This is a genomic window from Nocardia sp. NPDC052001 (assembly GCF_040680615.1).
Lineage (GTDB): Bacteria > Actinomycetota > Actinomycetes > Mycobacteriales > Mycobacteriaceae > Nocardia.
Genome location: NZ_JBFAXC010000015.1, coordinates 67,217 through 83,553, shown reverse-complemented (window position 1 = coordinate 83,553; position 16,337 = coordinate 67,217). Strand labels below are relative to the sequence as shown.

The window sequence follows — 16,337 nt, the reverse complement described above, 5'->3', positions numbered from 1 at the left end:
AACGGATTGTTCACCAGTTAACAAAAAGGAGAACCGGTCGTGCCAACACTCCGAGACCGCACGATCGAGCGCTGGCGTGAACATAACCCGGCCATGGATACCTCGCCGATGCAGCTGATCGGCCAGCTCAAACGCATCTCCGGCCTACTCGATCGAGCCGTCGAGCCCATCTACTCCGAGGCGGACGTCAGCCCCGCAGAGGTGGAATTGCTTGTGCCGCTGCGCTATTCGACCGAGCCGATCACCGCGATTCGCCTCGCGGAACATCTCGGCATGTCGCGCGCTGGAGTCAGCAAAACCCTGACCAAGCTCGAGCAGAAGGGCCTCATAGCCCGCACCCCGAACCCCGACGACCGGCGCTCCGCCCTGGTGCATCTGACCGACACCGGCATCGCAGCGATCGACCAGGTGTTCCCCCGCGAACTTCACTGCCACGCAGCACTACTCGCCGATCTCGGCCCCAATCGAGCCCGCATTCTTCAAGCACTACGAGACCTGGCGCAGGCCCTCGAAACCCGATCGCGCTAGATGATTTGAGTCCAGGGTTAGCGGTCGTACCAGGTGAGGGATCGGTGGATTCGCTGGCCGATCGTGGCGTTGTGACAGATGGCGGTCAACAGGTCGACGGTGGTGACATACAGTGCAGTGGCGAGGTGTCGACGGCACCCTCGCCCATTCACGCCAGAGTGCACGCAATGCCCGTGCCCGGCAGCATCTTCGGTGATCAACCTGACTTTGCGACGCCGATTTGGCAAACAACCACCAGAACCTGAGGCAATGAATATGCGCCCAACCTTTTACACCGTCGACCATCGAGGTCCCGGATTGCTGAGCATCATGGCCAAACCACGCGGCGGAGAATGGCTCGGAGACGAGATGGCCGGGCTGAGAGCCAGTGGCGTCGATTTTCTGGTCTGTGCGCTCACCGCGCCAGAACTCTACGAATGCGACCTCGAAGCCGAACCACGCACCGCACGCGAGGCGGGCTTGCGGTTCGTTTCCATCCCGATCGTCGACCGCGGCATACCCGAGCAGGCAAGTGTGCTGCCAACCCTCCAGCGCCTCGCCGCGGAACTCGACGACGGCGCACACGTCCTCACCCACTGCCGCTTCGGCATCGGCAGGGCCTCGCTGCTGGCCGCCGCGCTCCTCGTGCTGAACGGCACCGACCCTGACACGGCATGGAACCGACTGGAACAAGCCCGCGGGCTCACCGTCCCCGACACTTCCGAGCAACGCCAATGGACCGACACACTGCTTCGACGGCCCCTGCCCTGACAGACCTCAGCCCCTTGGAGTCCCTATAGATTCGTACCGGGCCGAGTGGTATCCGCGGCGATGACGGCCGCAGTGTCATATTCGCAGTGAACGGCCTACCTTGGCCCGGCGAATAATCGACCCGTCCGGTCCGACCGTTCGGATCGTGTCAGGAAACGATTCGTCGGTGTCAAAGGTGTGTCAATGCAGGCGCCCTACCTGCACGAACGTCCTATCGTCCAGTTTCTGACCGGTTCGGTATTCCGGGCAGCGAGGAGGCGATTCAGGTGAATGGCGACTACAACGATCAGAGGATGCTGGACGAGCTGAGGGCCCACCGCGATGCGGTGCAGATCCTCGATCTGGTGTCCGAGTCGGGGTGCAGCACCGCATTACTGGTGAGAATGGTGGGAGCGCCGCACAGTGAGCTGGTGTCCGCACTCCGTTTGATCGCGGCCTACGGCTTGCTCGCCACGGAAAACCCGGACGATTGGGCCGATCCTATGGCGATTCCCGGATCGATCCGGCTGTCCGACAAGGGCGAAGCAGTCGCCGAGGCGCTATCCCCTCCGAAGGCTCGCCGCACCCCGCATGTCGGGAGCTGGCGCTCCGGGCGTGATCTGGTGCGACGCGGATTCGCCCGCCACGCAACCGGATCGCCTACAGCCCCCGTGCCGGGGTGACCGTCATGGCGAACTAGCGTCTTCGGATCATTGCATCGACTCACGCCATTGCGCTGTCACACAACCGATTTCGGTGGTCGGCGGCTCGTCGTACAGCCATTCGCGGGCGATGCGGTGCCAGTTGTTGGTGGAGACGAGTTGGCCGAGGGCGGCGAAGGTGAAGAGGTCGGCTCGGCGGGAGAAGACGTGTTCGGGGGGTAGGAGTTGTTTGCGCATGCCTTGGAATTCGGTGGAGCGCGGGTTGACGGCGAGAATTACTGCGCCGGTGGCTAATTCGGGGGTGATGGTGATGTCTTCGTCGAGCAGGTGCCAGCCGGTGGCGGCCCAGACGTAGTCGAGGCATTCCTGGGGGCTGACGCCGGCGCGGGGGTCGATGATGCCGCGGTCCACCCATTGGCGGTGGATGTCTTCGCCGCGGTGTTCGGCGGCGGCTTGCAGGGCGGTGCGTTCGAAGCCGACGTGCAGGGGGTCCATGCGGTGGTAGAGGCCGAAGTCGACGAAGGCGAGGCGGCCGTCGGCGGCGAGCAGGATATTGCCGGGGTGGGGGTCGCCGCAGAATTCGTGATCGGTGAACAGGGAGGTGATGTAGAAGCGGTAGATGAGTTCGCCGATGCGGTTTCGGTCGGCGTCGGGGAGGGTGCGCATGTGGTCGAAGGGACGGCCTTCGACGAATTCGGTCACCAGTACGTGATGTCCGCAGAATTGTTCAATGCTGTCGGGGACGGTGATGTAGGGGTGGTCGCGGTAGCGGGCGGCGACCAGATGCTGGGTGCGCGCTTCGCGCGGGTAATCGAGTTCGGCGCTGATATTGCTGGCTATCTCGTCCAGTACGCCCGCGTCAGCCGCGCTGGGTAGCGCGGATTTCCATAGCTTGCTGAAGAATTCGAGGTTGCGCAGATCGGCGGCCACGGCCTCGTCCACGCCGGGATATTTCACCTTCACCGCGACTGTGCGGCCGTCGTGCAATCGCGCGCGATAGACCTGCCCGATCGAGGCCGCCGCTACCGGCATCTCGTCGAAGTCGGCGAACACGCCCGATAGAGGTCCGAGGTCGTCCTCGATGACCTGCCGCATTGCCGGGAACGACACCACCGGAGCCCGATCCCGCAATTCGGCGAGTTTGACCCGGAACATTTCGCGATGCGATTCGGGTATCAGGCCGACATCGAGAACGGACAGCATCTGCCCGATCTTCATCGCCCCGCCCTTCATCCCGCCCAGAATGGTCACCAGTTGCTGCGCGGCCTGCAATGCGGAGCGTTCGGCGAGAATCGCGCGCGCTTCCTCGGGTTGGCCGATCATCGCCAGCCGGGTTCCGGCGCCCCGGATGGCCTGTCCGGCGGCCAAGCGACCCATCCGGCTGCCCCTGGTCAACCGTCCCTTGGGTACCCGACCTGACGCCATGCGCACCTCCATGGGCCTGCGCGCGGGGGTGCATGCCATCAGCCCTGTGGCGCAATAACTTACAGCATCGCGAAACGATCTTCGAGAGCCGGAAAATGAGCAATACTCATCCTTACCGGAAAGTAGGGAGGGAGGTCGAGATGCCGCCCAAGAATGCAGGTCAGCGACGTCGCCCGGCCCAGCAGCGTTCGAGAGAGACCCGGGAACACATCCTGGACACCGCCGCGCGATTGTTCGGTGAGCGCGGTATCAATGACACCTCGACGAACCGCATCGCCGCCGAGGCCGAGGTGAGTATCGGCACCGTGTACCGCTATTTCGCCGATCGTTCGGTCATGGTGGACGAATTGCTGGGCCGCCTGCTCGATCGTATCGAGCGCGCCTTCACCGAATGGCTGTCGGGTTTTCCGCAGCACTCGGTCGCTTCGCAGCCGGATTTCACTCGGGCGGCGGTGGTCGTGGAGATCCTGGAGGTATTCACCGAGGAACTCGTCACCAACGCGAAACTGGTGCGCGCGCTGGTGGGCGGCGTGCAGTTCTACAGCAGCGGCCTGCCCGAGTTCGAGCCGCGACTGCGGCTATTGGTCAAGGTGCTGCTGATTCAGATCCTGGGACCCGGCAATGACCGCAAGTACGACGTGATGGCATTCGTATTCGTCAATACCGGCTTCGCGGGCGTGCTGCGCGCCTCCGCGATCGAGGTCGACCCCGAAGAACGCGCGGAAATCATCACCATGACCGGACGAATGATGGCTTCGTGGATCGAAGCCGAGATCGCGATGGATCAATTGCCGCCCGGCACACCGAGTCCCGCGGCCAGCATCGGCCAGGACCGCACCAGCGCGTCTTTCCAGTAACCCCAGGAGTGGGTGCCAGTTGGCTGGAAGTCGAAGGTGGCGGGAATCGCGAGATCTGCCAACCGCGTCTGAAGATTGTGCGTGCACCAGTTCACCGCCGCCTCGAGCACCCCGCCGATCACCAGCTGATTGACGAAACCCCGTGGCCCGCTTTGCATGTACTGACCGTTGTAGACGTCGTACATGCCGGGGACTCCGGTGCCGGTCGAGACGAACAGCGCGGTCCCGCGCAACTGGTCCGCATGCACATACGGATCATTGGCCGCCCACATCGGATCATCGTCCGGCCCATACATATTCACCGTATTGCCGCCGCCCCAGCCCTCGACCGCGGTCTTGACGAACTGCCTGCCGATAGGATCGCTGATCTGTGCGCATCCGCTGTAGGCCGCCACCGCGCGATACAGTCCGGGCGCGGCGATCGGCAGCTGCAACACCGATGTGCCCGAAGTCGACAGTCCGGCAAGGGCATTCACGCCGTTGGTATGGAACTCCGCGTCGATCAGCGGCGGCAACTCCTCGGTCAGGAACGTCTTCCATTTGTACACACCGAGTCTCGGGTCGGGCGCACGCCAGTCGGTGTAGTAACTCCACCGGCCCCCGATCGGCTGCACCACATTGACGTTCTTGTCCGCGAGGAACCCCAGCACATCGGTGTTGCGCTGCCAGGTGGCACTGTCCTGACCACCGCCTCCGCCGTTGAGCAGATACAACGTCGGCGCGGACGCCGAAGTATCCGGCGGTCGTTGCACATTCACCATGATGTCGGTGTTCATCGCCGCCGAGTGCACCCGCAACTGCACGGTGCGCCCGTCGAGCGCCCAGGACCCGGTGATCGCGGACCCACCGTCCGGGGCCGCCTGCGCGGGCACCACCATCGCGAGTACGACCGAAGCGGTCGCGAACACACTGCGACACAGAAGATTCAGGGATCGATTCGACATCTGCGCTAACTCCTCGAACGAAAAAATGACGCGAGGCCCACCGGGGTCAGGGAGCCCCCGGCGGGCCTCGCGCGCAGGCTGCGGAGCTCCGGCGAGAGCACGCACGGGTCCAGCGGCACTCGGCGAAGTGCGGGCCTGCGAGGTGTACCGGACGCCGTCAGGGTGCGTGGACGGCCCGGTACACGTGTGTGGATCGGCTACAGCGAGCCGCCGCCGCCGACGAGCGGCGGGTTGAAGGTGCACTGCAATGGAACGCTGTGCGCGGGGTCCAGTGCCCGCAGCGCGATCGACAGGGCACGCGGGGAGTACATCATCGTCAGGTGGTCGGACAGATCCTGATCGCAGCCGTCCTGCAGCACGATATTGTCCACGTGCGCCCCCGGGACCGCCTTGAGGAAGGTCAGCTCGTAGGGATTGGTGACCTCGTCATAGCGGGTGCCGACGACGGTGTAGTCGATGCCCGGGATGGTGTCGCCGTTGGCATTGAGCTTGTTCACGAAATCCGAGCCAATGGTCTGCTGAATTCCCGCGTGGCCCACGAAGATCTCGATGAGCCCCAACACGTCGATGCCAGCGTTGTTGATCATGCGCCCGAGCGCGCCGATACCGTCGAGCGAGGTGCCGTGATGGGTGGCGCCGAAGGTCACCAGGTGCTGCACCTTGGGGCCGCCGCCCTCGAACTTGGTGTACCAGTTCGCCATTGCCCCGCCCTGCGAGTGCGCGACGATATCGACCTTCGGCGCGCCTGTCGCCGCGAGGACGCGATCCACGAAGGCGGCCAACTGCTTCGCCGAATCCTGGATATAGCCGGTGCCCATCACCCCGGGCAGGACCGAGCCCAGCCCGCCGCCCTCGATCAGGTTGGAGCGGCCGTAGTTGAAGGTGAAGGTGCAGTAGCCCGCGTCCTTGATCGGCTGGCCCATATAGGCGTAGCCGTTGTAGGCATTCATCCAGGTGCCGTGGATCAGCAGCACCGGGCGCGGATGTTCAGCCGTCGGCTTGCAGTTCCAGTCGTTGGCACCGGGCGGGGTGGCGTCGGGATGGGCGAGCCCGTAACCGAACGCGGCCAGCCACGAGGTCATCGACGGCCCGTAAGTCGTTGTGTCGGAGGAGTATCCACCCGCCGAGCCCGAGCTGGAACCGGAGCCGCCGTAGCAGTCGCCCGAGCCGTTGCCCGACCCCGCGCCGCTGCCGGAGTTGCACGAGGACCCTGAGCCCCCGCTGCCGGAATCGGCGATCGGCCCGCCTTTGAGTCCCGCGTTGATGTAGTCGGCGAGTTGTTGTTCGGTGGGCGCGGGATCGGGGGCCGCGGTGGCGGTCGTCCCGGCGAATCCGACCGCCAGCAGGGAAACCCCGGACAGAATCGCTGACCGTAATGCCCGTGGGCGGGTACTTCGTCTCATTGTGTGCCTTTCTCCGGCCCGATGTACGTCGAGTTCGCTTGCCGCACAATGGGTGGCGGCATCGAAACCGGGATCAAACTAAGCCGGGGCAAGGGCGGGTCAGAAGAGACTGCCGAGGTATTTGGGCGGTTCACCAAATAAGCGGATCCGATTCATGAGGCGCAACAGAGTATTTCCGACAGCGCTATTGACGTCGATTCGCCTCTGTCCGAACAGGATTCGACGGTCCGTCACAATGCCGCGCGGACTCGGTGGTGACCTTTCCAGTTATCGCAAACTATTGCGCACTTTCGCCTGGGGCTCACGAATCATCGAGAAAAGCCCGGCGGTCCTGCCTGGCATTCCCGCATGGCATTTCTGGAGTTCCCGTGCGCCACTTCGTATTCGCTCCCCTTTCCCGCCGAATCCGCCGCGCGGCCGCGACCGCGGTGCTCGCCACCGGTGTCGCGGCCGACTGCGTGACACCCGCGCGGGCCGAGTTCCCGCCCGCGCTGGGTCCGGACTCGGCCATCGTCATCCTGGGTTTCGGCCTGCTGCCCGACGGCACCATGCGTCCGGAGCTGATCGACCGATTGCGGGCGGGCTATGTCGAGGCGCTGGTGTCCACGGCCTCGCCGATCATCGTGACCGGCGGAAACCCGCAGGCCGGGGTCACCGAGGCCCAGGCCATGGCCGAATGGCTGATCGCTCGCGGAATGCCGCGTGAGCGTGTGCATTTGGAGCAGGCCGCGCGTTCGACGGTCGAGAACGCCGAATTCTCCGCCGAGGTCATGGACACGCTCGGGGCTCGCGATGCGGTCCTGATCACCTCGGGATATCACCTGCCCCGGGCGCTGGCTACGTTCGGCGCCGCGGGGGTGGCGGTGAGCGGCACCTACACGCCCGATGAATTACTCGAACTGATGCGCGTTTTCGGCCCTAACGCTGATCGTTGAATGTCCGGGCGATCAGTGCCGAACGCAGTTGCCACAGTCCGGAATTCGCCGCCGGATCGAATCCGGTGAGCTGGCGTACGCGTTTGATCCGGTAGTCGACGGTATTGGTGTGGATATGCATCAGATGCGCCGTGCGTTGCCGATTCAGATTGTTGCTGATATGACAGCGCAAGGTCTGCAACAGTTCCGGATAGTCGTCCAGCGGGTCCAATAGCGCGCCGAGGGTTTCGCGTCCCGGTCCGGGCCGGGTGAGTTGATATTCCAGCGCCATATCGGTGAATCGATACAGTCGCGCCACACTGTGCAGGCGCTTGACCATATCGAGCAGCTCGTGCGCGCGATCGGCCGCGGACGGCACATCATCGGGCGCGCTGGTCACCACCGTCGCCATGACCGGCACATGCGCCGCCGCCGAGAGCCGCGCCACCAGTTCGTCGAGTTCGCTGTCGGCCAGTGCGGTGGTGGGAATGAGCACCGTGCCACCGTCGACGCTCAGCAGCGCCAAAGCCGTTCCGGCGCAACGGGTCGCCAGTTCGGCTTGCAGTCGCCGCAATTTGCGCCGCGCCACCACCTCTCCGTCGAGCATCGGATGCAGTTCATCGGGGTGACGCGGAATATCAAGGGCCAGCACCGAATACTCCGCCGCGAGCTCGATCCCGCATTCGCGCGCCATGGTCGAGGTCGAATGCCCGCCCAGTAGCGCCGAGGTCAGCGTGTGCACGGCGTTGTGGTGTTCGCTGACCACCGCCTTGTGCTCGCGCACATAGGCCTGCGCCACGGTGACGCTGATGGCGTCGAGCATCTCGATCACGCGCTTGGCGCCGTCCATCAGATTGGTGTGGTCCTGCGCCGAGGAGTTCGCGGAGATGAGGTCCATCCCGTATTTGAAGCCCTCGTGGATGGAGTGCAGGATGCTGTCGATCGGCACGCCCTCGCGCGCCCAGCCGCTGGCCGTCTCGGCCAGCCGCCCGATCTTGGCGGGCATGTCCTGACCGTCGAGCATCCCGACGGCCATTTCCAAACACACGCGCGTCACCGAGGTGACCTCACCGGCGAGGAAATCTCCGGGCATGGTGCCGCAGGGCGCCACCTTGTCGACGAAGAGTCCCACCAGTTGTTCCGAAACGGTCCGCACATCCTGGAGTGGGTTGGACATTGGTCTGCCCGACACGGTCAGGCCCGTTCTGAGTGCTCCCTCGGTGGTCATCGTTGACTCCTTCCGTTGTGGTCTACCGCACGTCAACGGTGGAGTTCGAACTCTAAAGTGGTCGAGGGCTCACTTTCTACTCTCCTTCGCGGTGCATTGGGTGTGATCGCTAATCTGGGCTCTACCTGAGGGTACGTAGCGAAGAGGTGAACTTCGAGCCGCTGCGACCGCACACTTTCGACAACAATGCTCAGCTTTCGGCGATAGCGAATCACGACCACCTCGAGGGCCTCATCGCGGGGGGAGATCGAGAATTTTGGGAGAGTTCGGCAGTAACGCCCCACCCGCGCTGGTATTCACCACAAACCTGTTCCGCCTGCGGTCAACGACCGAATTACGCTGTTACCGTTGATATTCGGAATCCGCCGACGCATTCCATCTCCCGAGTGCGCGGCTGTCCCGATCGTCATGGACACCTGGTAGAACGGCCCGCGAAATTGGTTACCGAAGTCTTCGATACGACAGTGGATTTGCCGGTCGCACCGGAATCGGTCCGGGAACTGCTGGTCGATCCGCAGCTGTATCCGAGGATATTCGCCGGGGTCGGTGCCTGTGAGCAGCTCGAAACGCTACTCGACGGGCTGACCTGGCTGATCCGCATCGGGACCCCCGCCACCGGGGTGAGCTCCCGCCGCGCCATCTTCCGACCGGATCGGCGCGGCGGGCTGCAATTGCGATGCCTGGAAACCGGTGCGCTGGTGAATGTGCGGTTGCGCAAGCGGGACGAGCACACCCGGCTCACCGTCACGTTCTTCGGGGCCGGGCGCATACATCCCGCGGTGGCCGAGCTGTCCAATGCCGAGGTCATCACCTGGGTCGAGGCCGGGTTGCACCGGCTGGGGGAATTGCTCTCGGGCGCGGACACCTCGGTTGTGGTCAATGGCGAGGATCGGCCGCTGCGGCGGCGCGCACAGGTGGCAGGGCAGATCATGTCGACCGGCGTGGTGCGGCCGCTGCACCCGATCCGCTCGGTGAAACAGATTGGCGGCCTGGCGAAATGGGGGTTCAATCTGGCGGGCGGTTATGCCGCCGCGGCCGCGTACGCACCCGATCGGATCGCGGTGATCGATGACCGCGGATCGAGAAGCTTTCGGGAGATGCACGATCGCAGCCGGGCATTGTCGGGCGCGATGTCCGGTCTCGGACTCGGTCCGGGGGACGCGATCGGACTGCTATCGCGCAACCATGCCGAGATGGTCGAAACCATGGTCGCCGCAGGCAAACTCGGCGTGGACGTCTTCCTGCTCAATGCCGGACTCTCCGCGCGGACCATCGAAGATATCGTGCAGCGGCACCGGCTCACCTCGCTGTTCGCCGATCAGGAACTGGTGCCGCTGATCGACTATCTGCATCCGGATATCCATCGCTACCTCACCGACGCACCGGATGCGGACGATTCGGTGGACGGCTTGATCGCGCAGGGCAGCAGGGGCTTTCGCGCTTCGTCGCGTCGAGGCCGATTGATCGTGCTGACCTCGGGAACCAGCGGCACCCCCAAGGGCGCGCGCCGTCCGCATCCGCGCGGGTTCGCCACCATCGCCGCGTTGCTGTCCCGAATCCCGTTGCGCATGAACGAGACCATGGTCATCCCCGCACCGCTGTTCCACACCTGGGGTCTGGCAGCGTTGCAGCTCAGCACCGCGCTGCGCGCGACGGTGGTGCTGCCCAGCCGATTCGACGCGCAGGACTGTCTGCGCCTGATCGCTGAACATCGCGCGAGCACCCTCATCGTGGTCCCGACCATGGTGCAGCGCATCCTCGATCTGCCGCTCGAGGTGCGCACCCGGTATGACCTGTCGAGTCTGCGCGTGGTCGCCAGTTGTGGTGCGCCACTGGCAGGTCCGACGGTTCTGCGCTTCATGGACGCGTTCGGTGACGTCCTCTACAACACCTATGGCTCCACGGAGGTCTCCTGGGCGTCCATCGCCACCCCGGCGGATCTGCGCGTCTCCCCCACCACCGCCGGGCGACCGCCCCTGGGTACCCGGGTCTCGGTGCTCGATCAGGACCGCAAGGCCGTCCCGATTGGTGCCATCGGCCGCATTTACGTTGGCAACCACATGCTTTTCGACGGCTACGTCAACTGCCCGCCCCCGGACGAGGCGCGCGGCCTGCTCGACACCGGCGACCTCGGTTACCTCGATGTCGCGGGCCGCCTGTTCATCGCCGGGCGCGACGACGAGATGATCATCTCCGGCGGCGAGAACGTCTTCCCCCGCCCCGTCGAAGAAGCCCTGTCCCATCTCCCGCAAATCAGCGAGGTCGCAGTGGTCGGCGTCCCCGACCAGGAATTCGGCCAGCGCCTGGCCGCATACATCGTCAAACGCGAAGGCTCCGACCTGGATCCGCACATGATCCGCACCTACATCCGCCACCGCCTGAGCCGCTTCAGCGTCCCCCGCGACATCGTCTTCCTCCCCTCGCTGCCCCGAGGCGAAACCGGCAAGGTCGTCAAACGCCTGCTGACCGGCGGCCTCTCCGACAACCTCGCGCCGTCGCCCTGAATCCCGGTGATTAGAGGGGGTACGGTGTCGGATACGCGAGGAGGACCGGCGCTGCGGAGGAGGATGTGCAGGTGGCAGACTCCGAAAGCAGTGGGTTCGGTACCGATCGCGAGACCACCGAGTGAGCAGGCTGTCCAGAATATTCGGCGAGCGAGTCCTCAAGCCGATCGAGTCGGCGATTCGCGATGCGGGTACCGGAGCATCGCAGTTGCCGCGACGCGGCGGCCAGGCATCCAAGCACGCGGCGCGCACCTCGGTCGAAGCCGATGTTCTGCCATTGACGAAGGTCGATGTCGCTGCGCTCCATGCATATTCGGGACCGCGCTTCGCCCGCATGAACGAGGCACTCAGATCCGGTCGCGTCGATCCGGCCATGGCCGCAGAGATAGACGCGCTTCGAACCGCACTTACCAAGCTGCCCGATCACCACGGAATGGTCTACCGCGGAACCCCCACACTGCCGCCCGCGGTGCTGGCTCGCTATCGGCCCGGCAGCATCATCGACGAGAAGGCCTTCGTCAGTTCATCGACCAAGAACGGAGTCTTCACCGGTGCGGTGCGTTACCGCATCATGTCCAGTCGGGCAAACTGATCAGCGCGGATTCGCGGTATCCAGCCGAACGCGAGGTGGTATTCCCACCCGGCACGCGATTCAAGGTAACCAAGCGGACCTACCACCGCTCCACCGCGACTACATGGATCGAAATGACGGAGGTCTGATCCCCAGGCATTGGACCACCGCTTCCACTGCGCGCGAAGCGCTTTCCGCGGCGGCCTCCATGGTCGAGGGTAGTTCGGTGCGGGTCCAGTCCCCGGCCAGGAACAGGCCGGGGATCGAGGTGCGCTGGGGTAGGCGCAGGTCTTCGAAACCGGGCTGGGCGGAGAAGGTGGCTCGGGGCTGGTGGATGACGTGGGTGCGCAGCACCTGTGCGTCGATGGAATCGGGGTAGTGCTGGTGCAGCGATTGCACTGCGCGGGAGATGAATTCGGCGTTCTTGAGGTGCAGTACATCGTAGGAGGCGCTGACCGCGAGGGCATAGCAGTGGCCGTCTGCGGTGTCGCCGTGCATGCCGCCGGTGTCGAATACCCACTCGATCGTGGTGTCGCGCAGGTTTTCCGCGAGCCGCCGCATGCGCAGCGGACGGTCGAGCCAGACGTACACGCTGGAGATCGGGGCGGCTTCGATCTTGCGGGCCGGGGCGAATTCGTCGAAGCGGCCGAGGTTTCCGTGATCGATCAGGGTGGTCAGCGACCAGGGCGGGACCGCGAGGACGACGGCATCGGCGGCGATGGTGCGGCCGTCGGAGAGTTGTACACCGGTGGCGCAGTCGCTCTCCAGCACGACGTCGGAAATGCCTGTGCCGGTCAGGATTTCGGCATATCGGTCCCGCAGGAACTGTTCGGCCGGAGCGACGAAGAGCTCGTGCAGGCTCACCCGCGGCCACACCGCGTCCCCGGCCCGCAGATTCCCGGCCAAGGCGCGGCCGGTCAGGAAATGCAGCGCCTGCGCGAAGGTGTACGCCGACACCCGCTCCGGCTTCTCGTTCAGCAGGCCGATCACGAACTGATCCAGCACCAGTGCACGCAGCGAGCGCGGTGCGCCGATGCTATGCAACCAGCGATCCACCGTGACCGAGTCCAACTCCGGTCGCGGCTTGCGTGCGGCCGCGGCCAATGCCAGCCATGTCCGCAGGGCGGCAGGGCGATCGCGCAGCGGAATCGGCGGCCAGGCCAGCCATGCCAATCCCAGCACGCGATGCGTGCGGCGTGGCAGCCATTTCGGCGATCGCATGGTCAGCAGCCGATCGGGCCCGGTCCGGACCGCGAAAGGCGGTGCGTCCCAGAGCAATCTATCCCGGGTCCCGATCGTGCCGGTGTACCGCAAGAGCGCGTCGTAGCAGCCCGCGAACAAATGCGGTCCGTTGTCGACCAGCCTCCGCACTCCGGCGACCTCGAACGATATCGTGCGGCCGCCGAGCCGACCTCGCTTCTCCACCAACGTAATTCGATATCCACGCTCGGCAAGCCACACCGATGTCGCGAGCCCGGCCAGTCCCCCGCCCACCACCACGACATGCGATGCCTCATTCGTGGGCCGTGCCGATCGCCGGTGGTACGCCATGGCTGTCTCCAGTCCGATTCCCAGTTAAGTTAATGCGTATTCTATCTATACCGCATCTTTGAACAGCACCACTATGTAAATATGTGCTCCAACATTCACAAAAATGAGGTGGGCTCATGAGCGATTCCGATACGGGCGGTTTCCATCGCAGGAGACCGAAGGGTGCGCGCCCAGGCGCACTCGTTCCGGTCCCCACCGGCCCGCTCGACGCCAACACCGAACGCGCGGTCGTCACCGAACTCCTCACTCTGCTTCCGGCGACGTCGACCCCGGAGCTGGCGAAGATATCGAACATGCCTGAAGCGGCCATCGACGATCTGCGAATCTCCTTGTTGCTCAACGGTGATTCGAAGCCGGCGCGGATTGCCCGCTACCGCCGACGCGCCCTGCGCGCGGCCCGTGCGAACGAATCCACCGGATCACCCCCGGCCGCCATGAGCCATTCGCCCATGCTGCGCGAGTTGCGTCGCAACTCCACCCTGCGTGATACCGAATCCGGCCGCCGTCTGCTGCGCCGACTGGATCTGCCCAACTTCCAGGATCCGCACTGGGAACGCATCCTCGGCGAACTGCCTCCGCATCGCATGGCCATGCTCGCGAGCCTGGCCCGAGACTGCGCCGACCGCTGGCGTGCCCTGGCTGACACATTGGAAACCGGAATCCGCACACCATATGGCAAACTGTCTGAGACAAGATCGCTCGCGGAGTCGCCCGACCCGGACCGGGCGTGATCCAGCGAACCCGGGAGCGAATCATGACCAATAGCAGAAGACAACGTCAGGCGGAGCAAGCACTGATCGCGGGTAAGACTCCCAAGAACCCGGTCGTCATCACCGCGCGCACCCCCGACAGCACCCGCGCCCGGCTCTTCGGCCTCGGATTGGCTGGGACGGGGGCCGCGCATTTCACCGCTCCACAGATCTTCGATCCCCTCACCGGCAAAGCCTTCCCGCACTCGACTCGCCGCTGGACCTACCGCAACGGTTTCACCGAACTGCTTGTCGGCCTGGCCATCACCTTCCGCCGCACCCGCCCCCTGGGAACCATCGGGTTTCTGGCCTACGTCGCCTTTCTCGCGAGTCGCCTCACCTCGAGCTCGGGGTCCTCGCGCCCGCAAGCGTGAGGGCTCCCGCTAGCGGGCCTGAGGGCCGAGTTCGGCTTCGATGCGCAGGAGTTGGTTGTACTTCGCGGTGCGGTCCGAGCGCGAGAGTGAACCGGTTGTGATCTGTCCGCATCCGAGGGCGACGGCGAGATCGGCGATGCTGGCGTCCTCGGTCTCGCCCGAATGATGCGAGATGAGTACCCGGCCTGCTGAGCGATCGCGGCGGTGCGGAACTGGGGTTCGCCGAAGCCGGACACAGCGGCCTGGGCCCTGCGGTCCTGAGCGAGTTGCCCGTCCGCGACGAACTAGCCGACCGCACTCTGATCGAAGTCCCCATCCCCACCCTCACCCTCGAACGCAACCTGCACGCCTGCTGGCGCCCCCACCACCGCTTCACCCCACCGGCCCGCCACTTCCTGGAGATCGCCGCCGACAACGCCCGGGACGGTTACCGGGCTCGGACGGCGTAGGTCAGGTGGGTGGCGCGTTTGCCGGGCTCGGCGTTGATCTGTTCCAGGGCAATGCGACTGGCGTCGATACCCTCGAAGAGGCGGATGCCGGTGCCGAACAGGACCGGTGAGAGGGCGATGGAGAACTCGTCGATCAGGCCGGCGTTGAGGTACTCCAGGATGGCGGTGCCGCCGCCCGCGATGCGGACGTCTCGGTCTCCGGCGGCGGCGCGGGCTTGCTCGAGGGCGGTCTCGATGCCATCGTTGATGAAGTGGAAGGTGGTGCCGCCCAGGCGTTTCCAGGGCTCGCGGCGTTCGTGGGTGACCACGAAGACCGGGGTGTGGAAGGGGGCGTCCTCGGGCCAGGCTTTTTCGCCGGCGTCGAACATGCGCTTGCCCATGACACTGGCTCCGGTGCGTTCGAATGTCGCACGGGCGATGTCGTTTTCGTGGCCTTCCTCGCCGCCCTGGCCGAGCCCGCCGTTTTCGCGGAAGAAGCGCAGCGGGAAGACCCACTGCTGCAGCTCCATCCACTGCTTGCCCATCAGCTCCTCGGCGGATTCGGGGGCGATGAATCCGTCCAGTGACATCGATACGCTGAAGAAAACCTTTCCGGCCATCAGTTCTGTGCTCCCTTCGAAACGATTTCGGTGATGTAGGCGTCGAGCTTGGCCAGGGTTTGGCGGCCGCCTTCGATGGCGTGGTACTTCTCGGCCGCTTCGTCGCGTAGTTCCTTGGTGGGGAATACCGTGCGCATTTCCAGCCGGGTTGAGGTGCCCTCGGGAGCGAAGGTCAGGATGGATTCGAAGGCGTTCGGATCGTCCTGGAATTCACCGTGCCGCAGCGTGATTCGCTCCGGGGCGGTGATCTCGGTCCAGGAGATCCACTCCTGGTAGTCGGTGCCGTCCGGGCCGCGCATCACGAAATCCCATGTGCCGCCGACGCGGAAGTCGAATGCGCGCGTGGTGGTGGTGAAGCCCTCCGGTCCCCACCACTGCGAGAGATGGCGGATGTCGGTGAACGCCTCGAACACCAACTCCCTCGGGGCGCTGATGCTGCGGGAGATCACGATCTCGCGGTCGGCCGTTGTCATTGATCCCGAACCCATTCGGTTGTCCCTTCGTTCGCTGTTGTGGATGGCGCCTGCGCGAGTGTCTGCACGTATGCGTCCAGCCGGTCGAAGCTCGCGTTCCAGAACCGCTCGAAACCGCCGGCCCATTCGTGTATCGGTCGCAGGCCGGTGGCGTCGAGGCCGTACAGGCGTTGTTTGCCCACTTTGCGGTCCCTGACGAGACCGACCTCGCGGAGTACCCGCAGGTGCTTGGAGGCTCCCGGCTGGGTCAGACCCAGCTCCTGGGCCAGCTCGGTCACCGGGCGCTCACCACCGCGCAGCAGTTCCAGGATTTCCCGTCGCTGCGGCTCGGCGATCGCGTTGAAGACGTCCGATGTCGTCGCTGCTCGTGCCATGCG

Annotated in this window: 18 protein-coding genes and 1 pseudogene; 10 read left to right on the top strand and 9 right to left on the bottom strand. The window is 64.9% G+C overall.

The genetic code is table 11. The features are described 5' to 3' along the window. Window positions 1-39: 39 nt before the first annotated feature. The 3 genes from AB0L82_RS39215 to AB0L82_RS39205 all read left to right on the top strand — a co-directional run bounded on the left by AB0L82_RS39215 (window position 40) and on the right by AB0L82_RS39205 (window position 1,940). On the top strand, window positions 40-528 hold the full coding sequence (locus AB0L82_RS39215; RefSeq protein WP_364648927.1) for a MarR family transcriptional regulator: 489 nt from the start codon (window positions 40-42) through the stop codon (window positions 526-528). Between the two features lie 192 nt (window positions 529-720). Then, on the top strand, window positions 721-1,278 hold the full coding sequence (locus AB0L82_RS39210; RefSeq protein WP_364648924.1) for a hypothetical protein: 558 nt from the start codon (window positions 721-723) through the stop codon (window positions 1,276-1,278). 293 nt (window positions 1,279-1,571) lie between these two features. After that, a complete protein-coding gene (locus AB0L82_RS39205; RefSeq protein WP_364648921.1) occupies window positions 1,572-1,940 on the top strand; it encodes a hypothetical protein in 369 nt (122 codons plus the stop codon). Between the two features lie 27 nt (window positions 1,941-1,967). Here AB0L82_RS39205 and AB0L82_RS39200 read toward each other — a convergent pair whose 3' ends face one another. Continuing rightward, window positions 1,968-3,344: an AarF/ABC1/UbiB kinase family protein gene (locus AB0L82_RS39200; protein ID WP_364648918.1), complete on the bottom strand. Its 1,377-nt coding sequence runs from the start codon at window positions 3,342-3,344 to the stop codon at window positions 1,968-1,970. Window positions 3,345-3,484: 140 nt separating this feature from the next. Between AB0L82_RS39200 and AB0L82_RS39195 the strand changes: the two genes are divergently transcribed. After that, entirely contained in the window at window positions 3,485-4,201 is a 717-nt protein-coding gene (locus AB0L82_RS39195; RefSeq protein ID WP_364648915.1) for a TetR/AcrR family transcriptional regulator, read from the top strand. Here the strand turns inward: AB0L82_RS39195 and AB0L82_RS39190 are convergent. Next, window positions 4,129-5,079 carry an alpha/beta hydrolase family protein gene (locus AB0L82_RS39190; RefSeq protein ID WP_364649136.1) on the bottom strand — a complete coding sequence of 317 codons (951 nt, stop codon included), beginning with the start codon at window positions 5,077-5,079 and terminating at the stop codon, window positions 4,129-4,131. The two genes, AB0L82_RS39195 and AB0L82_RS39190, sit on opposite strands and share 73 nt — an antisense overlap. 263 nt (window positions 5,080-5,342) lie before the next feature. Next, window positions 5,343-6,548: an alpha/beta fold hydrolase gene (locus AB0L82_RS39185; RefSeq protein ID WP_364648912.1), complete on the bottom strand. Its 1,206-nt coding sequence runs from the start codon at window positions 6,546-6,548 to the stop codon at window positions 5,343-5,345. 368 nt (window positions 6,549-6,916) lie between these two features. On the opposite strand from AB0L82_RS39185, the gene AB0L82_RS39180 reads away from it, so the two are divergent. Continuing rightward, window positions 6,917-7,483 (top strand): YdcF family protein, encoded by a 567-nt coding sequence (locus AB0L82_RS39180; RefSeq protein ID WP_364648909.1) that lies wholly within the window; start codon window positions 6,917-6,919, stop codon window positions 7,481-7,483. Here the strand turns inward: AB0L82_RS39180 and AB0L82_RS39175 are convergent. Next, entirely contained in the window at window positions 7,467-8,690 is a 1,224-nt protein-coding gene (locus AB0L82_RS39175; protein WP_364648906.1) for a helix-turn-helix domain-containing protein, read from the bottom strand. The genes AB0L82_RS39180 and AB0L82_RS39175 overlap by 17 nt on opposite strands. Before the next feature lie 464 nt (window positions 8,691-9,154). Here AB0L82_RS39175 and AB0L82_RS39170 point away from each other — a divergent pair, with 464 nt between their 5' ends. Together AB0L82_RS39170 and AB0L82_RS39165 are read left to right on the top strand one after the other, a co-directional pair. After that, window positions 9,155-11,194, top strand: coding sequence for an AMP-binding protein (locus AB0L82_RS39170; RefSeq protein ID WP_364648903.1), 2,040 nt, complete (start codon window positions 9,155-9,157; stop codon window positions 11,192-11,194). A 334-nt stretch (window positions 11,195-11,528) separates the two neighbouring features. Beyond that, window positions 11,529-11,786 carry a hypothetical protein gene (locus AB0L82_RS39165; protein ID WP_364648900.1) on the top strand — a complete coding sequence of 86 codons (258 nt, stop codon included), beginning with the start codon at window positions 11,529-11,531 and terminating at the stop codon, window positions 11,784-11,786. 99 nt (window positions 11,787-11,885) lie between these two features. Here AB0L82_RS39165 and hpnE read toward each other — a convergent pair whose 3' ends face one another. After that, window positions 11,886-13,316: a hydroxysqualene dehydroxylase HpnE gene (gene hpnE, locus AB0L82_RS39160; RefSeq protein WP_364648897.1), complete on the bottom strand. Its 1,431-nt coding sequence runs from the start codon at window positions 13,314-13,316 to the stop codon at window positions 11,886-11,888. A gap of 116 nt (window positions 13,317-13,432) precedes the next feature. Here hpnE and AB0L82_RS39155 point away from each other — a divergent pair, with 116 nt between their 5' ends. Both AB0L82_RS39155 and AB0L82_RS39150 read left to right on the top strand, forming a co-directional pair. Continuing rightward, window positions 13,433-14,047: a hypothetical protein gene (locus AB0L82_RS39155; protein ID WP_364648894.1), complete on the top strand. Its 615-nt coding sequence runs from the start codon at window positions 13,433-13,435 to the stop codon at window positions 14,045-14,047. Between the two features lie 23 nt (window positions 14,048-14,070). Beyond that, window positions 14,071-14,439: a hypothetical protein gene (locus AB0L82_RS39150; protein WP_364648891.1), complete on the top strand. Its 369-nt coding sequence runs from the start codon at window positions 14,071-14,073 to the stop codon at window positions 14,437-14,439. 9 nt (window positions 14,440-14,448) lie between these two features. Here the strand turns inward: AB0L82_RS39150 and eno are convergent. Continuing rightward, window positions 14,449-14,634, bottom strand: a pseudogene (eno, locus tag AB0L82_RS39145) (phosphopyruvate hydratase); the annotation flags it as partial. On the opposite strand from eno, the gene AB0L82_RS39140 reads away from it, so the two are divergent. Next, window positions 14,625-14,888, top strand: a complete 264-nt coding sequence (locus tag AB0L82_RS39140; RefSeq protein ID WP_364649133.1) for a LysR substrate-binding domain-containing protein — start codon at window positions 14,625-14,627, stop codon at window positions 14,886-14,888. The pseudogene eno and the gene AB0L82_RS39140 sit on opposite strands and share 10 nt — an antisense overlap. Here the strand turns inward: AB0L82_RS39140 and AB0L82_RS39135 are convergent. From AB0L82_RS39135 to AB0L82_RS39125, 3 genes are read right to left on the bottom strand one after another with little or no spacing between them, the layout of a single operon-like run. Beyond that, window positions 14,867-15,487 carry a dihydrofolate reductase family protein gene (locus AB0L82_RS39135; RefSeq protein WP_364648888.1) on the bottom strand — a complete coding sequence of 207 codons (621 nt, stop codon included), beginning with the start codon at window positions 15,485-15,487 and terminating at the stop codon, window positions 14,867-14,869. The two genes, AB0L82_RS39140 and AB0L82_RS39135, sit on opposite strands and share 22 nt — an antisense overlap. Then, the gene (locus tag AB0L82_RS39130) at window positions 15,487-15,960 is read right to left on the bottom strand and encodes an SRPBCC family protein (RefSeq protein WP_364648885.1); all 474 of its coding nucleotides are present in this window, start codon (window positions 15,958-15,960) and stop codon (window positions 15,487-15,489) included. The genes AB0L82_RS39135 and AB0L82_RS39130 overlap by 1 nt, the downstream gene beginning before the upstream one ends. Then, entirely contained in the window at window positions 15,957-16,334 is a 378-nt protein-coding gene (locus AB0L82_RS39125) for a metalloregulator ArsR/SmtB family transcription factor (protein ID WP_364648882.1), read from the bottom strand. Before AB0L82_RS39125 ends, AB0L82_RS39130 begins: the two co-directional genes overlap by 4 nt. Between the last annotated feature and the right edge of the window lie 3 nt (window positions 16,335-16,337).

Excerpts from the sequence above, each read along its gene's own strand:
- AB0L82_RS39205 (WP_364648921.1), top strand. The coding sequence starts at position 1,572 with ATGCTGGACGAGCTGAGGGCCCACCGCGATGCGGTGCAGATCCTCGAT.
- AB0L82_RS39200 (WP_364648918.1), bottom strand. The coding sequence starts at position 3,344 with ATGGCGTCAGGTCGGGTACCCAAGGGACGGTTGACCAGGGGCAGCCGG.
- AB0L82_RS39195 (WP_364648915.1), top strand. The coding sequence starts at position 3,485 with ATGCCGCCCAAGAATGCAGGTCAGCGACGTCGCCCGGCCCAGCAGCGT.
- AB0L82_RS39190 (WP_364649136.1), bottom strand. The coding sequence starts at position 5,079 with ATGGTGGTGCCCGCGCAGGCGGCCCCGGACGGTGGGTCCGCGATCACC.
- AB0L82_RS39185 (WP_364648912.1), bottom strand. The coding sequence starts at position 6,548 with ATGAGACGAAGTACCCGCCCACGGGCATTACGGTCAGCGATTCTGTCC.
- AB0L82_RS39175 (WP_364648906.1), bottom strand. The coding sequence starts at position 8,690 with ATGACCACCGAGGGAGCACTCAGAACGGGCCTGACCGTGTCGGGCAGA.
- AB0L82_RS39165 (WP_364648900.1), top strand. The coding sequence starts at position 11,529 with ATGAACGAGGCACTCAGATCCGGTCGCGTCGATCCGGCCATGGCCGCA.
- hpnE (WP_364648897.1), bottom strand. The coding sequence starts at position 13,316 with ATGGCGTACCACCGGCGATCGGCACGGCCCACGAATGAGGCATCGCAT.
- AB0L82_RS39155 (WP_364648894.1), top strand. The coding sequence starts at position 13,433 with ATGAGCGATTCCGATACGGGCGGTTTCCATCGCAGGAGACCGAAGGGT.
- AB0L82_RS39150 (WP_364648891.1), top strand. The coding sequence starts at position 14,071 with ATGACCAATAGCAGAAGACAACGTCAGGCGGAGCAAGCACTGATCGCG.
- AB0L82_RS39135 (WP_364648888.1), bottom strand. The coding sequence starts at position 15,487 with ATGGCCGGAAAGGTTTTCTTCAGCGTATCGATGTCACTGGACGGATTC.
- AB0L82_RS39130 (WP_364648885.1), bottom strand. The coding sequence starts at position 15,960 with ATGACAACGGCCGACCGCGAGATCGTGATCTCCCGCAGCATCAGCGCC.
- AB0L82_RS39125 (WP_364648882.1), bottom strand. The coding sequence starts at position 16,334 with ATGGCACGAGCAGCGACGACATCGGACGTCTTCAACGCGATCGCCGAG.